Genomic DNA, 16724 nt, shown 5'->3' with positions numbered 1-16724 from the left:
CGCGACTCACATGATGCACTGGCTGGCGATCGGCCTCAGGTCTACTAGGCCCGTTAGGCCCACTGCACGCAATTCGGCAGGCCGGCGTCATCCGCATCCATCAGCCGCCTGCGCATTCCCATCGCATTGGCCGGCGGCGTCGACCGCGCCGGCACGAAGTCGCCCATGCGGTATTCGCTGCGCCGGTCTCCCATCAGGCGGCGCAGTTCTCGCACGTTGATGCCGGACAGTTCATTGATGCGGATGAGCAGGGAAGGCGGGATCGGCGACTGCCCGCTGCGGATGCGCGCGATGACAAAAGGCGCGACATGCAGCTCTGCACAGAGCGCGTCGTCATTGGCCAATTCCAGCTTGCGCAGCAAGGTATCGAACATGCGGTTGGGGTCAAAGCGGAGAACAGGAGGGTGCGCGGTTGTTTTCATGGCTGGTGCGAATGGTGTGATTCAGTCAGATAGAGACCATCCCGGCGCATGAAAATTCCTGGATCTGCACCAGCAAGCAGCAGCTTTGCACAGTGATGGTGAAAGCCTTGCGCAGGCGCAGACCATACGCTAAACCATTTCGTCCGCCGCCTGTCATATAACGATAAGGCTGCCCATCCCGGGCGGCCTTCCTTCCTGTCACGCACCCATGCATGCTTCCGATCTTCCGCATCCGCCGCCCGGCATGATGACGCTGCGCGTCGGATGTATGCTGTCGTACATAGCGCAGGGCAATGTGCCGCTGCTGCTGCTCATACGCCCGCGCATCGGGGCGCAGCAGGTGCTGCTGCAGGAAGTCGAGACGCATTCACCCGCACGGGCCGTCGAGCATTTTGTCGACACGCATGGCAATACCCTTATCAGAACCGTGCTTGCGCCCGGCGCCAACGTGATCCGGCATGACATGCTGCTTCTCGTGCCCGATCATGAAGAGAACCAGGACTTGCCGACGGCTCTGGCGTCTCCCGCGACACTGCCGCCGGATGTCCTGCGTTATACCTTCGCGAGCCGCTACTGCGAATCCGATCGCCTGGCGCAGTTCGCGCACGAGCGCTTCGGCCATCTGCGCGGCGATCCGGCGCAGCTCATCGAGGCCGTCTGCAGCTGGACGCATGCGAACATCGAATACCGCTATGGCTCCGGCAGCTCCCTGCTGTCGGCCTGCGACATCCTGGCCCGCGGCTATGGCGTCTGCCGCGACTATGCGCATGTCATGGTGGCGCTCTGCCGCGCCATGGACATTCCGGCGCGCTACGCCGCCGGCTATCTGCCTTACCTGAACCAGCAGACGGCCGAAGGCGACATGGGCGTCGATTTCCATGCGTACTGCGAAGTCTATCTTGGAGGGCACTGGCACATCTACGATCCGCGGTACAACCGCACGCACAAGGGGCGCATCAAGATCGCCCATGGCATGGATGCGGTGGATTGCGCCTTCGCCACGCTGTATGGCGATGCCACGCTCAACGGCTTCCAGGTATGGGCATACGACACCGGCGGCCGCGACGAGCATGCGGGCGATCCGGTGGCGATGGTCAAGGGGACGGACGGAAGTGCGGTGCTGGCGGTTTGAGCGCTGACTTTCAAGGTGGCGTGCGACGAGGATGGACATCTGGGATCAAAGAGTGCTCTCCTCCCTTCACGGGGCGTGGCGGGTGTAGGGAGGACGTGCGGGCTTTACAAGGCATCCCATGCGCTTGCGGACTCGGGGTCGCTTGCCAGCGGCGACGTCGTGGGGGAAAGTAATTGCGGCTGTGCGTGGCTTTGGACCCATCATCTAAAACGCGCGTTTCGGATCGACGAGACTGGCAACATGCTGCAACGGTTCACCCCGCTGGACGCACTCCGCCCCACACAAGCCAAGGCCAAGCCGACCGCGCTACATCCGCGCTACATCCTTGCTCTACCGATACAAGAAGTCACATCGCCAATGGGCATTTCGGATCGACTGCAAACCAAGATTGCCAGACCCGAAGCAGCCGCTCGATACCGGCTTTCATGGTCGATAAATCTCTCGCGATTCATTTAACATCAGGGATACGTTTTGATCGGCCGCAGTCCAACTGCCTTACCTACCTGAAAACAAGCCATCGTGGCCATTTTCCGGACAAATGTCCTTTTAAAAGTTCATGCACAAGCCAGAAGCCCAGATGCTTTTTATCCTCGGAGCGCTTGACCCTGAAATGCGCGAAATAGAACGCGTACTGGGTGTGCATGGCTATCCCGTGGCATGGGCGGCGGTCGGCCGGCATAAGTGCACGTCGGCGACAGCCTATGATGCCGATTCGGCAATGCATATGGAGCGCGGCAGACGGCAGGCCCAGCTGATCCTGCCGCGTCAGCCGGTGGTGTTCGTCGAATGCGCGCTCAAACAGGTCATGCCAACCCTGCGTATTGACCACCACAATCCGGGCGATGCGGGATTCGATTGCGGTCCGCAGGATTATCTTCGCGGTTCGTCTCTTGGCCAGCTGCTGTCGCTACTGAATCTCGAACCCGATCCGACGCAGCGCCTGCTGGCTGCGGCCGATCATTGCCTGACGGCGGCATATCAAGGAGAGTGTCCCGGTGTCGATCCGGACGAACTGCTCTTCATGCGCGCATCCTGGCAAGCAAAGATGAGCTACCGATCCTTCGGACTGGTCATGTCGTCAATTCTTGAAGCAGCCAGATTGGTTCGGGAGCGGTACGATCCGCAGGTGGGTGCGGCATTATTCCTCGATCCCACGCTGACGGTACCGGACCTGCCCGAGGGGGCCGCGCGTGCGGGAATGCCGGTGCGCTACCGTAGCATGGAGCCGAGCGGGATCGTCAAGGAAATGCTCAAGGGCGCATCGCCGGATGCCATTTCTTCGTTCATGAAGGAAAATCACTTGCTCGGCAGACGGGTCTATGGCAATCCCTATCGGGGATACGCCGGCACCTATCTGGATTGAGCACTATCGATGAAGAGACCCTTGGTTTCGCCCGTTGCCGCCTAGCTCCAGTGCTTTGCACAAGCTCGCCCGAACCGGGTCGTATTGCGGGCGCTTGGAGTTTTCAGGCCTAGCCACCACTACGCTTGGGATGATGGCCGCGCTTTATCAGCTCCGACATGATCCGCTCGCAGTGGTCTCCCTGCACTTCGATCACGCCATCCTTCACTGTGCCGCCGGAGCCGCATGCCGCGCGCAACTGCTTGCCCAGCAGGGCCAGGTCGGCAGGATCGAGTGCCAGTCCCTTGACGAGCGTGACGCTCTTGCCGCCCCTGCCCTTGGTCTGGCGCGACACGCGCACCACGCCGTCGCCTATGCCGCCTGTGGGTACGGTCTTGAGCTTGCAGGCGCACTCCGGGACGGGCCGTCGGCATTCAGGACACATGCGCCCGCCATCAGTGGAATACACAAGGCCGCCGTTTGAACTGCTCTTCATGTCTTACCCAGCGATTGTTTAAATGCGAATCGCCCGAGTTTAGCACCGTGTGACGATCCGCAAATACGCCCGATCGGTCCCGATTTGACCGGACGGTACGAAGTCAGGTCAAGTCAGGTCGCGCAAAACAAAGTGATGCCGGCTATTCCCGGCTTGGAATTCCTCGGCCAAGCTGAAGTTGTCGGATTGATGAAACTGGCTCCGCCAGGATCAGCGCATCTTCTGCCGCTCAAGCACCACTTCATGCACGAAGCGCAGCTTGCTGATCACCGGCGTCGACAGCGTAAACGGATAAGGATCGGGCATGCCGACGCTGCGGTTGAGGCTGTTGAGCACATAGCTCAGCGCAAACCATTCGGCAATCACATCATCGAATGCCGTGCTGCGCGCCGGCCGTTCATCAATCTTCAGCTCCGGCTCGCCCGGCTTCTTCGGCTGCAGCACCATGCCGCAGGCATAGGCGGTATCGAGCGTGTCGACCATGTGCAGGTAATGCGCCCAGGTTTCGGCCCAGTCCTCCCAGGGATGGGAGCTGGCGTAGCTGCTGATGAAGCGCGTGTCCCAGTCGGCCGGCGGGCCCTCCTTGTAATGCCGCTGCAGGCATTCGCCATAGTCCTGCCGTTCGTCGCCGAACAGTTCGCGGAAGGGCTCGATCCATTTCGTATCCGCGATCAGGCGGTCGAAATAATAATGACCGCTCTCATGCCGGAAATGGCCGAGCAGGGTGCGGTAGGGTTCGCCCATCTGCTCGCGCGTCTTTTCCCGATAGGCGGGATCGGCTTCGGCGATGTTGAGCGTGATCAGGCCGTTCGCATGGCCGGTCATCACCTTTTTTTCCGGCGTGTCTTCCAGGAACTCGAACGCCAGGCCGGCATCCGGATCATTGATCTTCGGCGTCGGCTGCAGGCGCAGGTCCCACAGCGAATACAGCAGGCGGCGCTTGGCGGCTTCCAGCCGTTTCCAGTACAGGCGGTTCTTTTCCGAGGAGAGCGCCGGGATGATATGCGTCAGCTGGCAGGAGGCGCAGAATTCGCTCTCGGCATCGGCCGGCAGCATCCAGTTGCAGACGTCTTCGCGCGAATAGTTGATGCACTGCTTGTACAGCAGGCCTTCATTGGCCGGATTGAGGCTGCGCCATATGTTGTCTCCGGCGTTGTCTCCGGCCGGCTCGAAACTGCTGATCGCATGATGTTCCGGCTGGTAGCCGAGCATGCTGCCGCAGTTCTCGCAGCGGACATTCTCGAAAAACACCTGTTGTCTGCACTTGTCGCAGTGAAACGTCTTCATGCCTGGATGTATGCCTGTGGTGGAAAGTGAAAGGAAACAAAAGCGCCGACAGTGGAGCTTTTCTGCAATGGATCGTTCCCGTCTTTCGCCTGCGTCAATGTTGCCGGGTAATTGCAGGTGCACATACGCTGCAATGCGGCGAAAACAATGCCGCGTTGACAAATTGTCAGGAACAAACGGGCAGTTTATGCCTCTACATCTGCAGACGAGGTGCGGGTTCAACCGGTTCCAAGCTGTTCCAACCTTGCGGCACCTCAGGGCTACGCAATATTGCGTTCGGAAAAGCAACGCTGCCTTTCCGTGACGGGCCGTGAATCTCGCACCGCCTATCCAACTTCCCCCCAAGAGGAGTGTGATCCCATGTGCGGTATCGCCGGAGAAATACGTTTCGACCAACAATTTGCCGATGTGCGCACGGTTGTCGACATGACCGAAGCGCAGTCGCGCCGCGGACCTGACGGCGAAGGCATTTTCAGCCTCGGCCCGCGCTGCTTCGGCCATCGCCGCCTGAGCATCATGGACCTGAGCCATCGTGCCCACCAGCCCTTTGTCGACAATCAGCTCGGCATGGGCATCGTGTTCAACGGCGCCATCTACAACCACCATGAACTGCGCGAGGAACTCAAGGGCGCCGGCTATCAGTTCGCCTCCACCGGCGACACCGAAGTCATCATCAAGGCCTGGCATGCCTGGGGCCCGAAGGCGCTCGACCGCTTCTACGGCATGTTCGCCTTTGCGCTGTGGGAACGCGACAGCGGCGTCACCTATTTCGCGCGCGACCGCCTTGGCATCAAGCCGCTGTATTACTCGCTCGACACGCGCCGCCTGCGCTTCGCCTCCTCCCTGCCGGCCCTGCTGGTGGGCGGCGACATCGATACCTCGCTCGACATGGAGGCGCTGCATCATTACATGAGCTTCCACGCGGTCGTGCCCGCGCCGCATACCATCCTGCGCGGCGTGCGCAAGCTGCCCGCGGGCACCTACATGAAGGTCACGCCCGACGGCGACTGCAGCATCAAGGAATGGTGGAAGCTGGAATTCAAGCGCAACGAAGACGATGAAAAGCGCAGCTTCGAAGACTGGAAATCGGAAGTGCTCGGCGCCTTGCGCCTGTCGGTCAAGCGCCGTCTCGTCTCGGACGTGCCGGTCGGCGTGCTGCTGTCGGGCGGCCTCGATTCCAGCCTCATCACCGGATTGCTGGCCGACGCCGGCACCCGGGACCTGCGGACCTACTCGATCGGCTTCGAAGCGGTGGATGCGGAAGCCGGCGACGAATACTATTACTCCGACCTGATCGCGAAGCACTACGGCACCGTGCATGAAAAGCTGCACATTCCCGCCGATCATCTGCTGCGCTCGCTGCCCGACGCCATCGCCGCCATGTCCGAACCCATGGTCAGCCACGACTGCGTCGCGTTCTACCTGCTGTCGCAGGCGGTTTCGCGCCACAGCCGCGTGGTGCAGAGCGGGCAGGGCGCCGACGAGGTCTTCGGCGGCTACCACTGGTATCCGCCGCTCACCGACATCAGCGATCCGGCCAGGGGCGTGGATGCCTACCGCCGCGTCTTCTTCGACCGCAGCCATGAAGAACTCCTGGGCCTGCTCCATCCCGACGTCCGGCTGGGCGATGCCAGCAGCCACTTCGTCGAGCGCCATTTCGCCCAGCCGGGGGCCGACAGCGTCATCGACCGCGCCTTGCGCCTCGATACCACGGTGATGCTGGTCGACGATCCGGTCAAGCGGGTCGACAACATGACCATGGCCTTCGGCCTCGAAGCCCGGGTTCCCTTCCTCGACCATGAACTGGTCGAGCTCGCCGCGCGCATTCCCGCCCGCCACAAGGTGGCCGAGGGCGGCAAGTATGTGCTCAAGGAAGCCGCGCGCGCCGTCATCCCGGCCGAAGTCATCGACCGGCCCAAGGGCTATTTCCCGGTGCCGGCCCTCAAGTACCTGCGCGGCGATTTCCTGCAGTTCGTGCGCGACACGCTCGATTCACAGGCGGCACGTGAGCGCGGACTGTTCCGCCGCGAAGCCGTGGAGGCCATGCTGGTATCGCCCGACAGCCACATCACGCCGCTGCGCGGTTCCAAGGTATGGCAGATCGCCTTGCTGGAATCCTGGCTGCAGACCCGCGGCCTGTGAGCCGGGCCGTCAGCTTGTCAGCCAATCAGCCTGTCAATCCGTCAGCCGTGAGCGAGCGCCGAATTCATTCATATCAAACAGGGAGCACGACATGACCGCCCTTCATCACGATCCGTCCATCCATGGAAAGCGCAACCCCAATCCGCCCTTCTTCGCCGAAGGAAGCGACATCAGCAGCGACGCCAAGGAAAAAGGAGCCGCGGCCGACCATTCCAATGCGACGCTGGAATGCGGCTGGGGCCGGCTGCTGTACGGGCCTTCCTTCGAATCGCCGCAGGCGCTGGCGCGGGCGCTGCAGGAAGAGCAGCCGGGCAAGCGCGACATCGCCCTGCATGTGGAAGCGCCCCAGCTGGTGCTGGCCGAAGCGCCCTCGGCCCTGTTCCTCGATCCGTCGCTGCTGTTTCGCAAGCAGCTCGACGACACGCCGGCCGAGCCGCTGCCGCCGGGCATCGTGATCCGCCCGCTGACCACCCGCGCCGACATCGCCGCCATCAACCGCCTCTACAACATGCGCAACATGGTGCCGGTCGATCCGCGCATCGTCTGGCGCCAGCGCCACTCCGACGCGGTGGTCTTCCTGGTTGCCGAAGATGAACGCACCGGCGACATCATCGGCTCGGCCATGGGCGTCGACCACTATGAAGCCTTCGGCGACGAAGGCCAGGGCAGCAGCCTGTGGTGCCTCGCGGTCGATCCCCAGACCGGCCTCGTCGGCGCCGGCCGCGCGCTGGTCAATTTCCTCGCCGCGCATTACGCCACCCGCGGCCGCAAGTATCTCGAACTGTCGGTCCTGCACGGCAACGAGCCGGCCATCGCGCTGTATCAGAAGCTCGGCTTCGAACAGGTGCAGGGCTTCGTCGTCAAGAACAAGAACGCCATCAATGAAAAGCTGTTCGTCGAAACCACCGACTTCGGCGGCCTCAATCCGTATGCCCGCCTGATCGTCGACGAAGCGCGCCGGCGCGGCATCAGCGTCGAGGTCATCGATGCGGCCGCGGGCATCTTCAAGCTGCGCCACGCCGGCCATGAAATGCTGTGCCGCGAATCGCTCACCGAACTCACCGGCGGCGTCGCCATGACCTGGTGCCAGGACAAGGTGCTCACCTCGCGCCGGCTCGGCTCCATCGGCCTGCGCGTGCCGCGCCAGATCACCGCCGTCGACCCGGAGGCCAATGCCGCCTTCCTGCAGGAATGCGGTTCGGTGGTGGTCAAGCCGGCGCTCGGGGAGCAGGGCAAGGGCATCAGCGTGGATGTGCGCAGCGAAGATCATCTCGTGGAAGCCATCGAGCGCGCCGCCGCCCAGGGCGGGCATGTGATCATCGAGGAATTCTGCAGCGGCCAGGATCTGCGCATCGTGGTGATCGGCTACAAGGTGGTGGCCGCCGCCATCCGCCGCCCGGCCGAGATCGTCGGCGACGGCGAGTCCACCGTGCTGCAGCTGATCGAACGCCAGAGCGCGCGCCGCGCCGCCTCCACCGGCGGCGAGAGCCGCATCCCGGTCGACGGCGAAACCGAGCGCTGCCTCGCCGGCCAGGGCCTGAGCTACGACTCGGTGCTCGGCTCGGGCCAGGCGGTGAAGGTGCGCAAGACCGCCAACCTGCACACCGGCGGCACCATCCATGATGTCACCGCCGAGCTGCATCCCACGCTGCGCGACGTGGCCGAAACGGCGGCGCGCGCGCTGCGCATTCCGGTGGTCGGCCTCGACTTCCTGGTGCCCGAACCTTCCTCCGACGAATACGTGATCATCGAAGCCAATGAACGCCCCGGCCTGGCCAACCATGAGCCGCAACCGACCGCGCAGCGCTTCATCGATCTGCTTTTCCCGTTCACCATGACAGGAAACCCGTAACCGCCATGCAAAAGCTTCCTATTGATGCCGCCTTCCTGAAAACCACGCTGCTCGAACTGCTGCACATTCCGAGCCCGGCCGGCCTGACCGATGAAATCGTGCATTACACCGGCGCCAAGCTCGATGCCATCGGCGTGGCTTATGAACTGACGCGGCGCGGCACCATCCGCGCCGTGTTACGCCGCAACATGCCGGAGCGCCGCCGCTCCAGTCCGGCCTGCGCGATCGTGTCGCATCTCGACACGCTCGGCGCGATGGTGCGCGAGATCAAGCCCAATGGCCGCCTGCTGCTGTCGCCGATCGGCACCTGGTCCAGCCGCTGGGCCGAAGGAGGGCGCGTCACCCTCTTTACCGAGCATGGCCGCCATCGCGGTTCGGTACTGCCGCTGCTGGCTTCCGGGCATGTGTTCAATGAGGCCGTCGATACCCAACCGGTCAGCTGGGACCAGCTTGAACTGCGCCTCGATGAAGACGTGGAAAGCGACGGCGACGTGCGCGCGCTGCGCATACAGATCGGCGACTTCGTCGCCTTCGACGCCAACCCGGAACTGCTGGAAAACGGCTATATCGTGTCGCGCCATCTCGACGACAAGGCCGGCGTCGCCGCGGTGCTCGCCGCCGTCAAGGCGATCGTCGATTCCGGCGTGCCCATCCCGATGGATTGCCATGTCGTCTTCACCCTCACCGAGGAAGTCGGCTCCGGCGCGCGAGCCGTCATCCAGAGCGATGTCAGCGAAGTCATCGGCATCGACATCGGTCCGGTGGCGGCAGGGCAGGGCGCGAAGGAACGCGGCGTTACCATCCCGCTGATGGATTCGGCCGGGCCGCACGACTATCACCTGACCCGCCGCCTGCTCAAGCTGTGCGACGAACACGGCATCCATACCAACCGCGACGTGTTCCGCTTCTATCATTCCGACGCCGGCGCCGCCGTCAGCGCAGGCCACGACGTGCGCACCGCGCTGCTGTGCTTCGGCGCCGATGCCTCGCATGGCTATGAACGCACGCACATCTCGGTGCTGAGCGATCTCGCGCAGCTGATGACGCTGTATATCCAGAGCGGCCCCACGCTGGCGGAAGACCGGCATCACCGGCTCGATTCCGTCGATTCCTTCTCGCATCAGCTCGACGCCGGACAACTGGCGCCGGTCGAAACCAGCCAGCCCGACGTCACCGAACTGGTCCGCCTGAATGAACCGCGCGAGCCGCGTGAACCGGAGTAGCGTGCCGGAAAACATGACAGTGCCGTGACACAAGCTCTTTAGACGCATATCAAACATCGGGCAGAACTTATCGCCCCATCGATCGGCCTTACACGTCCGCATCCGCTCACGCGGATGCCGATCTGAAAGGAGAAACGATGATTCAATCCAACGATGTCAGTGCGCTGCTGCAACAATATGCGGCCGAGACCGGCGTGCGTTCCATGCAGAAGGTTGAACAGGATTTCGTCGACATTGCGCAGCAAGTGTCTTCCGAAGCCATGAGCGATGGCCTTGCCGAAGCCATCCATTCCGAACACACTCCGCCCTTCGAGCAGGTGGTGGGCACATCCTTCGAACGCGGCGATGCCAGGCAGCGCGCCGGCATGCTCAAGCCGCTGCTCGACGCCGCCGGCCCGGCCGCGGCAACACCCCTGCTCGATCACCATGTGCCGGCGCAGGATCCTTCCCTGCCGGTGGAATCCCGTCTTGCTCCTTATCTGCATCCGGAAGCGGTGGAACGGCTCGCCCGGCATGCGGCGCAGGTCGACCCCGCCGTGGTTGGCAGGATGAGCAGGCTGTATGCCGGCGATCCCGAGCTCGGCAGGACGCTCGGCGGCGCGACGCTCAGCGTAGCGCTGGGCAAGCTGGCTGAAATCCGGTAACCGCTAGAGCGGTTTCGCCTTGACCGGCCTAATTGAGGCCGAGGCAGATTGCTGCTGGAACAAGGCGTGACGACGCGACATGGCCAGCCATGGCAAGGAGTCACAACGCAGTGCCAGCAGCAATCTGGCCGGGATCGGCAGGCAGGTCAAGGCGAAACCGCTCTAGCCCTGTCTGGCTGCAGTAACTGCGAGCCTTCCGCAACGCATATCGTATATCCACATCACGTTTTCATTCTCGTGGTTCCGACCTGAGGCGCCGGAACCACCGTAGTTCCTCCCCAATCTTCCGGTGCCCGTGCAAGGCGGCATTGCGCGACCTCGTTCCGCAAAATGCTTCCTCACTGGCCCACGGAACCATTCGGCACCGTTGCGCCACCCAATCTCACTGAATAGCGGCTTGGCAAGACAAGGTTTCAGTCCTGCATGAGCGAACTTGGCCCCACGGCAACTTTTTGCGACACCATCATGAACAATCCATTTTCGTTCCGACTCTGGCCCCGATCGTCTGGAACAGCTCATAACGCGATTTCTCCGGATCAGCCAACGGGCCGCCGGAATGCCGAGCCCACGGGTCGGGAGCCTGCGCCGGCCGAACCGCGTTCCGCTCCGCGAAGAACGAAACCCAGCCACCTGCAGACGTTGCTGAACCAGGTAATGCGGAAAGCGAAAGCAGGCACCGGCTTTGGGCAACCCACGAAAAAGAGAAACCATCAGAATGCGCCCGAAACCGCGGTAAATTCTGGCCTTGACCTTACCCCTAACCCACCCGGACGGGGTAGGGCGGAGCGTCGCATCACGAGCAACCAACAGGTCGGTGGGACGAACCCGACATCCGATCCCTCGCCGACCGCCCGCCAGGCAGCGCCGGTTACGCAGGCCGCCCCAAGCGGCTCCGGTACGGTCATGAATGTGCAAGAGCATGTGCAAGCCGAGTTGTTGCAATGGGCGTACCGGGCCAACGATGACGATACCATCCGGGCACGTCTAGTCTGCTATCAACGTGCCGTGAATTTGCAGAACCAGCGGGCAGGCGATCAGGCAGAACCGGTTCCGCATGCCATCGCAAGCAATGTCTTCACGGCTTCTGGTACGGACAAGGCCTTGCAGGACGCATTGACCCTTTGGGTGCAAAGCGCGGGCGAGGCCGACGTGGGACCCAAGATCGAGATTCATGACGAGGTCATGGGCTTGCTGGGGCAGCCGACCGTCGAGTCAGCAGGGCAGGTTTCGCATGCCGCGACAGGCAATTTACCCGCCGTTCCCGATGCGGCTGGCGCGCCTGCATCTAGGCGCAGCGCAAGGCGGCAAGCCACGATGCCGACGCGCGCCGCCAAGGCAAGTGGCGACTCATTCGAGACGACAGAGTCAGACCGCGCGACTTCATCTTCCGCAGGAAAAGACCGGGGTGTTTCCGACAGCTCGCGCGCATCCCTTGCTTCATCCGGCACTTCAACCGCAGAGCGACTGAAGGCGCTGTACAAGATGGCCGGAAAAGCCTTCAACCCGACCTTGCTCAGGCCGTTGCCCGTGCCTCCCTTACCTGCGCAAGCCGTCTGGGACAACTGGATCGGGCTGCCGGGTCAGCATCGCGGCCAACGAAAGGAAGCGGTGGATAGAATAAAGGCATGGAGCCGCGACCCGCAAAATGCGGCCAATCATGAACCTCTCATCCTCTCGGGACTGGATCTGGACGAAATTCCGCCAAGGCTTCCCAAGAATCTGGCAAATCTTCAGTTCAAGAACAATCGACTCAACGAATTGCCGGCCCTGAGCTCGCTTCCTGAAGGCCTTCTGACCTTGAATCTCGAAGGCAACCCCGTTAGAAAGTTGTCGCCCGATTCTCTGGACGAGGCACGCAACAGGTTGATTATCACAATTGACAACACCTTCCTGCCAGACGACGTTAAAGAGCAACATTGCACAGATAAGGGGCCCATATACTCATTCCAGAACCACAACCATGCCTTGCTCAAGGCCGAATTGAAGCAGTGGGTCGATAGCAGTCCTGGCAACGAACGGGAAAAACGCAAGATAGCGGTCGGCAGGATAGAAAGCTATGTCACCAATCCGCCTTGGCTTGGGCGTACGCAACTCAGTCCGCTTGACCTGAGCGGACTGAGCCTGACCACTATTCCGCCGCTGCCCGCCTGGATAAGGGAACTCCACTTTCAGGACAACAGCTTGCGCGCGATACCTTCTCTAGACCAACTGCCTCCCGATATCCAGCTTCGCGCATTCGACAATCCGATAGCCGAACTGCCGCCGGAGTTCCTGACGACGCCGTCAGACATTCGCATCTGGTTGGACCCGGAGTCGCTTGTTGAAAAAACGCGCGAGGCGCTGGAAGAGGTATTCAATAAGAATACATACAAAGGTCCAAAGGTGTCTTACCCGAGCGGCGTTCCCAAAGACCAGGCTGCCACCAAGCTGTCGGCAGCCGTGAAGTTTTGGGCGGATGAAACGTCAGCGTCGCTGACAGACTGGGCGAATTTCCGGAAGGAGGACAATGCAAGCCGTTTTGCCGACTTCCTGACACGCCTGCGCGAGGTCGATCCGCACCGTGATCGAGACCCCAACGGAGATTTCGGCCGGCGCGTGGTTCAACTGTTGACCCGGCTTCAGGCCGATCCGGACCTGCGTCAGGTGTGCTTTGGCCTGGCGGAGAATGCCTTGGGCAATTGTGAAAACAGGATCGCACTGAGATTCATGGACATGGAAACGCTTTGCCTTGACAAGCAGTTTGAAGATGCCATCAAAAAAGAGCAGTACAACGACAAGCCTCAGGAGGTTATTGATTATTGCAAGAGCCAATACCGCAGGAAGCTCATAGCGGAGGCGGTGTATCGCAAGATCGAGGGTGTCAGGGAGCAGCAGCTGCATGTCGAAACTTATCTGATCTTCTTTAATCAATTCGCTGAAAAGTATCATCTGCCGGTACAGTCCAGCACCAAGCCGGGCAATCTCGTCAACGTCACCCCGCAGGAGTTCGAAGAGCTTGAGCGAAAGCTAGGCAACGACGGCCTGCCGGCGGCCAATGCTGATGCGAACGACCAGGCATTCCTGCGCTTCCTGACCACGTCATCGATGATGAACTTGCTGCTTGAAAAGGTGGAACCCGAACAAATGGATGGATTGAAACAGCGTATAGAGGAGGAAAAGGCCAAGCGGGCAGCCGAGCTCTATGCGGAGGAGGAGGCATTGAGTGAAGATCCGCAGGCTAGGGGGAATTCCCATTTATTTGAAGAGGCGATGAGACAGCTGGGAGTCAGATACCAGCGCCTTGATGATGATATTCAGGAGGAGATGAAAACAGACGTGCTTGTCAGCTTAGCGCACAGGCGCGGACTGACCTTGGGCTTGTGATGAAGCGGCAAGCAGACGCATTTCAATGATGTGACACGCATGTTGAACCGCGGTGCAGGCTGTCAGCTTGTGCCAATAAACACGCTGGGCCTGTTCACGCTGGAGTCTGGAGATGCGTTCGCACCATAACGCGCGTTGGCGGTGGCGCGTGGCGGCGCAAAGGCTGGCCGCCTTTGCCAGCCATGCAACGCCTGCGGCGCCTTCACACTCCCGAATCCATTGTGAACAGGCCCTGACGCACCGTGCAAGCCGTATCCCCTGCGCCGCAAGCCCATGGAACTATCCGGCGCCTGTCTGCCACCCAATCTCACCTGATTATCGCTTCGCAAGGCGCCCTGCATGTTTTGCATGATTGCGCGGCAACTTCACTCCTACTCTTGACTACACTCCATCATGGTTTCTCCGGTTTATTCTCGTCTGTTCTTTCCTTCTGGCCCTAAAAGAAGCGATAACGCCATTCCAAAGAACGAGCCGGGGAGCGAGCGGAATGGAGGTCCGTCGAAGCAGGCGGCAGAGAATGCGCCGCCGGAAGGGAGGCCTCGCGTCAATCCACCAACACCCCCAACGTCTCGACAAAAAACCTTGCTAAATGCGCTGAGGGCCATGGCTCCCCAGTCCGGTGGCAGGAAACTCAAGAAGAAGCAGCCTCCCGCAGGCCAAGCCAGCGCAAAGCCCATGGTTGAAACGCATGGGATAGCGCGGCCCTCTACGCAAAAGCTCTTGAAGCCGCTCCAGAGCCAACTGAAGGCTTGGGCGGAAACGCCGGGGCTTGATCCTGTTCAGCATGATGCCCGCAGTCTCGCGGCCAAGACAATTCAGCGTTGGGCCATTGCTAGAAAAGCAGATAAGCGTTGGGACGATGTCCTGGCACTTCCCGCATGTGGTCTGTCAAGCATCCCTCCTCTTCCAAAAGGGGTGCGGTACGTCGACCTGTCCGGCAACAAGATGACAGTGTTGACGGGACTGCAAGACTTACCCAAGTCGTTGATCACACTTGATCTTTCCGGAAATCCTTTTGAACAGGTGAAAATGCATAGCTTTATCCTCGAGAACTGGAAGACGCAGGTCATACTTGGGGCGACCAATCTTAAAGACGACATCAAGAAGCAAATCAGGTCCGCTGTCCCTGGAGTAGACTTCCGTCCTGTGCCATCGGTGTTGTTCGCAGCAAGCAATGCGCCGGTGGGTTTGGCAACGCAACTGACGGACGAGGTGTATGGTGCCAAGCACGATCTTGTCGGTACTCAAGGTGGCATCCGCAACGTCGAGCTTCCTTCGGAAAGTAATTCGCCAAGCCAGACACCCATCCGTGTATATCGGCGCCTCGCCGATGCCGCCGATACAAACGGCGCAGACAGGCCAGCTCGCCCGAGTTCCGCTCGTTCAGACACAGTCGCGTCTGATCAACACAGTGCAGGCGCGTCTATTGGTTCTTCGAGCGCCGGCGTCCATACTCGTGATTTGTCTCCCGTAACTCCGAGGACTACAACTTCAACCTTGGAAAGATGGAGGGCCAGCCAACCTTGGAATGCGTCCGACGCATCAACATTATTCCGCGGAGACACAACGGCATTCTTACCCGGGAATACGCCTCGGAATTCAATTTTCCGAAAAGCGCCGTTGGATAAGTGGGCGGCAGAGCAGAGTGCGAGGGGGGGCCGTGGGATGGATGCGGTGAGCCGGATAAAGCATTGGGTAAAGGCGTACAGCGCAGATTCAAGTCATGCAGATATCCCTCTTGATCTTTCGGAGCTAGGGCTCAATGAACTTCCGCCGGAGCTTCCGGAAGGATTAAAACATCTGAGATTCCATGGCAATAAGCTCATCAAGGTGCCGCCCCTGCATTCACTTCCCAAAGAGCTGAAGACATTGGATGTTGATGGAAATCCCATTCAAGAGTTCTCGGACGATTCCCTGAATAAGAACCGTGGCGGGTTGCTGATTACCATCGACCCGCATTTTCTGTTGGAAGGCGAGGATGCACATCTGCATTTTGATAATTCGAGAGAAATCGGGCCCAGATACTTCACTCCGGAAAATAATCTCCACGAGGCATTGGCAGCGTGGTGCAGTCGCGGTTCCGATGATGACGTGGTGAGCCGAATAGAAGTCTCCGACAGAATAAGAGATTACATCGCTATTTCCCCGAACCGGGAGAATGAGGTGCCGCTCGATTTAAGCGGATTCGGCTTGACAAGCATGCCACCGCTTCCCACGTGGATAAAGGCCGTCAATTTCGATAACAATCGCTTGCCCGAGATACCCTCGCTGCATGATTTGCCGCCCAAGGTGGATCTTTCCTTATTCGGCAACCCGATCACCAGCCTGCCGGAGAATTTCATGACAACGTACTCGGCGCACTCGGACGTCCATATCAGCATGCGTCCGGACCTGCTCCCCCGCGATACGCTCGCGGCGCTTCAAAGACACATCGCACAGGCCGATTATGCTGGTCCGAAAATAAGTTTCGCGACAGCGTACGATAGAAACGAAATGCCCGAGCCGGCCGGTGCGAAGAGCCCGGAGACTCAAGATCCACCCGCCAGACAACGCCCTCCCCACCGTCCCATGGGCCCCCGGCCTATGCCGCTTCACGGCGAGAAATTCAGCAAAGATCAGGCTTCCCTTGGAGACCTTATAGTGCAGTTTCCAAATCCGCCATCAAACGGTCGCGTCGAAGTTCGACATCCGAAATTTCCCAGACAGGGCAGGAACAGGTAGCGGAGCATGGAGGCCAGGTTCCGGTTCCACGACAAAGACAAGTCACACACTTTTCTCTAAGTCCGCAAGAACTGGAGCAGCACAGCGAGCGTTTGCAGCA

11 protein-coding genes are annotated in these 16724 nt (G+C 60.6%); 8 read left to right on the top strand and 3 right to left on the bottom strand.

The window, feature by feature from the left end; all coding sequences use genetic code 11:
- Positions 1-53 precede the first annotated feature (53 nt).
- A complete protein-coding gene (locus FH061_RS12625) occupies positions 54-422 on the bottom strand; it encodes a hypothetical protein (RefSeq protein ID WP_192805040.1) in 369 nt (122 codons plus the stop codon).
- 208 nt (positions 423-630) lie between these two features.
- Between FH061_RS12625 and FH061_RS12620 the strand changes: the two genes are divergently transcribed.
- Positions 631-1554 (top strand): transglutaminase-like domain-containing protein, encoded by a 924-nt coding sequence (locus tag FH061_RS12620; protein WP_151636183.1) that lies wholly within the window; start codon positions 631-633, stop codon positions 1552-1554.
- A 577-nt stretch (positions 1555-2131) separates the two neighbouring features.
- Complete coding sequence (locus FH061_RS12615) at positions 2132-2917, top strand: hypothetical protein (protein WP_225984635.1); 786 nt, start codon at positions 2132-2134, stop codon at positions 2915-2917.
- A 109-nt stretch (positions 2918-3026) separates the two neighbouring features.
- Here FH061_RS12615 and FH061_RS12610 read toward each other — a convergent pair whose 3' ends face one another.
- A complete protein-coding gene (locus FH061_RS12610; protein ID WP_151636181.1) occupies positions 3027-3392 on the bottom strand; it encodes a translation initiation factor Sui1 in 366 nt (121 codons plus the stop codon).
- A 210-nt stretch (positions 3393-3602) separates the two neighbouring features.
- Positions 3603-4679: a zinc-binding metallopeptidase family protein gene (locus FH061_RS12605; protein WP_151636180.1), complete on the bottom strand. Its 1077-nt coding sequence runs from the start codon at positions 4677-4679 to the stop codon at positions 3603-3605.
- A gap of 360 nt (positions 4680-5039) precedes the next feature.
- Between FH061_RS12605 and FH061_RS12600 the strand changes: the two genes are divergently transcribed.
- The 6 genes from FH061_RS12600 to FH061_RS12575 all read left to right on the top strand — a co-directional run bounded on the left by FH061_RS12600 (position 5040) and on the right by FH061_RS12575 (position 16624).
- Entirely contained in the window at positions 5040-6821 is a 1782-nt protein-coding gene (locus FH061_RS12600) for an N-acetylglutaminylglutamine amidotransferase (RefSeq protein WP_151636179.1), read from the top strand.
- Positions 6822-6912: 91 nt separating this feature from the next.
- Positions 6913-8673 carry an N-acetylglutaminylglutamine synthetase gene (gene ngg, locus FH061_RS12595; protein WP_151636178.1) on the top strand — a complete coding sequence of 587 codons (1761 nt, stop codon included), beginning with the start codon at positions 6913-6915 and terminating at the stop codon, positions 8671-8673.
- Between the two features lie 5 nt (positions 8674-8678).
- On the top strand, positions 8679-9896 hold the full coding sequence (locus tag FH061_RS12590) for an osmoprotectant NAGGN system M42 family peptidase (protein WP_151636177.1): 1218 nt from the start codon (positions 8679-8681) through the stop codon (positions 9894-9896).
- A 137-nt stretch (positions 9897-10033) separates the two neighbouring features.
- On the top strand, positions 10034-10540 hold the full coding sequence (locus tag FH061_RS12585; RefSeq protein ID WP_151636176.1) for a hypothetical protein: 507 nt from the start codon (positions 10034-10036) through the stop codon (positions 10538-10540).
- 903 nt (positions 10541-11443) lie between these two features.
- Positions 11444-13903 (top strand): NEL-type E3 ubiquitin ligase domain-containing protein, encoded by a 2460-nt coding sequence (locus FH061_RS12580; protein ID WP_192805039.1) that lies wholly within the window; start codon positions 11444-11446, stop codon positions 13901-13903.
- A 675-nt stretch (positions 13904-14578) separates the two neighbouring features.
- Complete coding sequence (locus FH061_RS12575) at positions 14579-16624, top strand: NEL-type E3 ubiquitin ligase domain-containing protein (RefSeq protein ID WP_151636174.1); 2046 nt, start codon at positions 14579-14581, stop codon at positions 16622-16624.
- The last annotated feature ends 100 nt before the right edge of the window (positions 16625-16724 follow it).

Origin of the sequence: Noviherbaspirillum aerium (assembly GCF_008929045.1) — a bacterium.
Taxonomy (GTDB): domain Bacteria; phylum Pseudomonadota; class Gammaproteobacteria; order Burkholderiales; family Burkholderiaceae_D; genus Noviherbaspirillum; species Noviherbaspirillum aerium.
The sequence above is the reverse complement of the archived record's forward strand: the minus strand, read 5'-3'. Positions and strand labels throughout refer to the sequence as shown.

Coding starts and splice junctions, on each gene's coding strand:
- FH061_RS12625 (WP_192805040.1), bottom strand. CDS start 422: ATGAAAACAACCGCGCACCCTCCTGTTCTCCGCTTTGACCCCAACCGC.
- FH061_RS12620 (WP_151636183.1), top strand. CDS start 631: ATGCATGCTTCCGATCTTCCGCATCCGCCGCCCGGCATGATGACGCTG.
- FH061_RS12615 (WP_225984635.1), top strand. CDS start 2,132: ATGCTTTTTATCCTCGGAGCGCTTGACCCTGAAATGCGCGAAATAGAA.
- FH061_RS12610 (WP_151636181.1), bottom strand. CDS start 3,392: ATGAAGAGCAGTTCAAACGGCGGCCTTGTGTATTCCACTGATGGCGGG.
- FH061_RS12605 (WP_151636180.1), bottom strand. CDS start 4,679: ATGAAGACGTTTCACTGCGACAAGTGCAGACAACAGGTGTTTTTCGAG.
- FH061_RS12600 (WP_151636179.1), top strand. CDS start 5,040: ATGTGCGGTATCGCCGGAGAAATACGTTTCGACCAACAATTTGCCGAT.
- ngg (WP_151636178.1), top strand. CDS start 6,913: ATGACCGCCCTTCATCACGATCCGTCCATCCATGGAAAGCGCAACCCC.
- FH061_RS12590 (WP_151636177.1), top strand. CDS start 8,679: ATGCAAAAGCTTCCTATTGATGCCGCCTTCCTGAAAACCACGCTGCTC.
- FH061_RS12585 (WP_151636176.1), top strand. CDS start 10,034: ATGATTCAATCCAACGATGTCAGTGCGCTGCTGCAACAATATGCGGCC.
- FH061_RS12580 (WP_192805039.1), top strand. CDS start 11,444: ATGAATGTGCAAGAGCATGTGCAAGCCGAGTTGTTGCAATGGGCGTAC.
- FH061_RS12575 (WP_151636174.1), top strand. CDS start 14,579: ATGGTTGAAACGCATGGGATAGCGCGGCCCTCTACGCAAAAGCTCTTG.